Source organism: Rahnella sp. P4_A8 (assembly GCF_056402435.1).
In genome coordinates this window covers 1-1,401 of sequence record NZ_JBFUHK010000231.1, presented here as the reverse complement: position 1 = coordinate 1,401, position 1,401 = coordinate 1, and the positions used below count along the sequence as shown (strand labels likewise).

Annotated in this window: 3 protein-coding genes; 2 read left to right on the top strand and 1 reads right to left on the bottom strand. The window is 40.1% G+C overall.

Features of this window, described 5'->3' with window-relative positions; all coding sequences use genetic code 11:
- Positions 1-145: 145 nt before the first annotated feature.
- Entirely contained in the window at positions 146-493 is a 348-nt protein-coding gene (locus tag AC1DUO_RS24990) for a DUF6404 family protein (RefSeq protein WP_013576740.1), read from the bottom strand.
- Positions 494-845: 352 nt separating this feature from the next.
- Here AC1DUO_RS24990 and AC1DUO_RS24985 point away from each other — a divergent pair, with 352 nt between their 5' ends.
- Both AC1DUO_RS24985 and AC1DUO_RS24980 read left to right on the top strand, forming a co-directional pair.
- The gene (locus AC1DUO_RS24985) at positions 846-1,163 is read left to right on the top strand and encodes an ArsR/SmtB family transcription factor (protein WP_015690325.1); all 318 of its coding nucleotides are present in this window, start codon (positions 846-848) and stop codon (positions 1,161-1,163) included.
- Positions 1,160-1,401: rhodanese-like domain-containing protein (locus tag AC1DUO_RS24980; protein ID WP_477989367.1), on the top strand; the 242-nt coding region annotated here is incomplete at its 3' end. The genes AC1DUO_RS24985 and AC1DUO_RS24980, both read left to right, overlap by 4 nt.

The following is a 1,401-nucleotide window of genomic DNA, read 5'->3' as shown; positions in this document are numbered from 1 at the left end:
TAACTGGTCACTTGAAGTGATGAGTTATAGACAGTTCAGGGCAAACCAATTACCACATAACATAAATGAAATTAAACAAAAAAAAGTGAAAGCTGTGAACAGTTTTTATATAAATCTTTTTTCTGATGTTCAAATTGTTGCCTTCTTAGAGGCTCTTCCAGTCAGGCAACTTGTTGGACCGCTTGCGCCAATAGTGGAATAACGCCATGAATAAACCAAACAGCAAACCGGCAAAGAGGGCGATGAATACCGCATGCAATACGCTGAAGCCTTGATTTTTCCAGATAGTGAACCACATGAAAATGCCCCATATAGGGCTGTACCAGGCGGCGAAGAACATCGTATTAAGCCAGAAAGGGGCAAACGGAGGCGGTGGCATTTTACTCCCCATTTTCCAAAACAAGCGTAAGATGGGGGGCGCATAATTGCTCCGCCACATCTTTTTATTTTCCATCAGGTCTATTGCCTTTTTCTTCTTTTCTTCAAATACCATCATCCGACTCCTTTCATTAGATACCAATAAAGACTTTCTAATAATATGCCTTATTCAACGTAAGCCATTAGAGTGAAATAAACTAAACACTCAGCCTCCTATATCAGAATCAGAGCAGCCGACATCATCGTGAAAAGCACCTCAATAATCGGTTCAAACCGGAATTTTGCATTTTTTGGCCAACGGTTCATTGTAAGTGACCAGTTAGGGCAATCTCATCACCATTTAACCATTTGAAAAATAAAGTAAACACATAGTGGACAGTTTGAGCATTTTATTCATAAATCTTTTTTTGCTCTACGCCTGCATTTGATTTAGACTTTACTTAAATTAGATAAACCTGAAATAACATATGAAAAATACTGACCTTGAATTTTTGCAAGATAGCGCGGCTCAGGCGACCAGGCTTCTCAAGTCCATGAGTAACGTTAACCGACTATTGATTCTTTGTACTCTCATTGACTCACCGGGAACTTCAGCAGGTAATCTAAGTAAACTGACAGGATTAAGTCCTTCRGCCACATCGCAGCACCTGGCGAGAATGAAGGAAGAGGATTTGATTGAATGTTCCATAGATGAGCAACGAAGAAATTATTTCATTAAAAATGAATCGATTAGAAAAGTTATCGCAACGTTAAAGGACATTTACTGCCCTGAGGATTTGAAATGAGCACAAGAACTGTAAGTCCTGCAGAAGCACATGAACTCATGAAAAATGGCAGCACTCTGATCGACATTCGGGAGCCTGCTGAATTTCTTCGAGAGCACGTTCCTGGAGCTATCTCTTTTCCACTATCCGATATTTTGTTGGGGAAAAAAATCAAGGACCTGCCTGTAAATCATCCTGTTATTTTTCACTGTTTGGCGGGTTCACGCACAGCTCAAAATGAAGATGCACTGGTCAGAAC

Coding starts and splice junctions, on each gene's coding strand:
- AC1DUO_RS24990 (WP_013576740.1), bottom strand. CDS start 493: ATGGTATTTGAAGAAAAGAAGAAAAAGGCAATAGACCTGATGGAAAAT.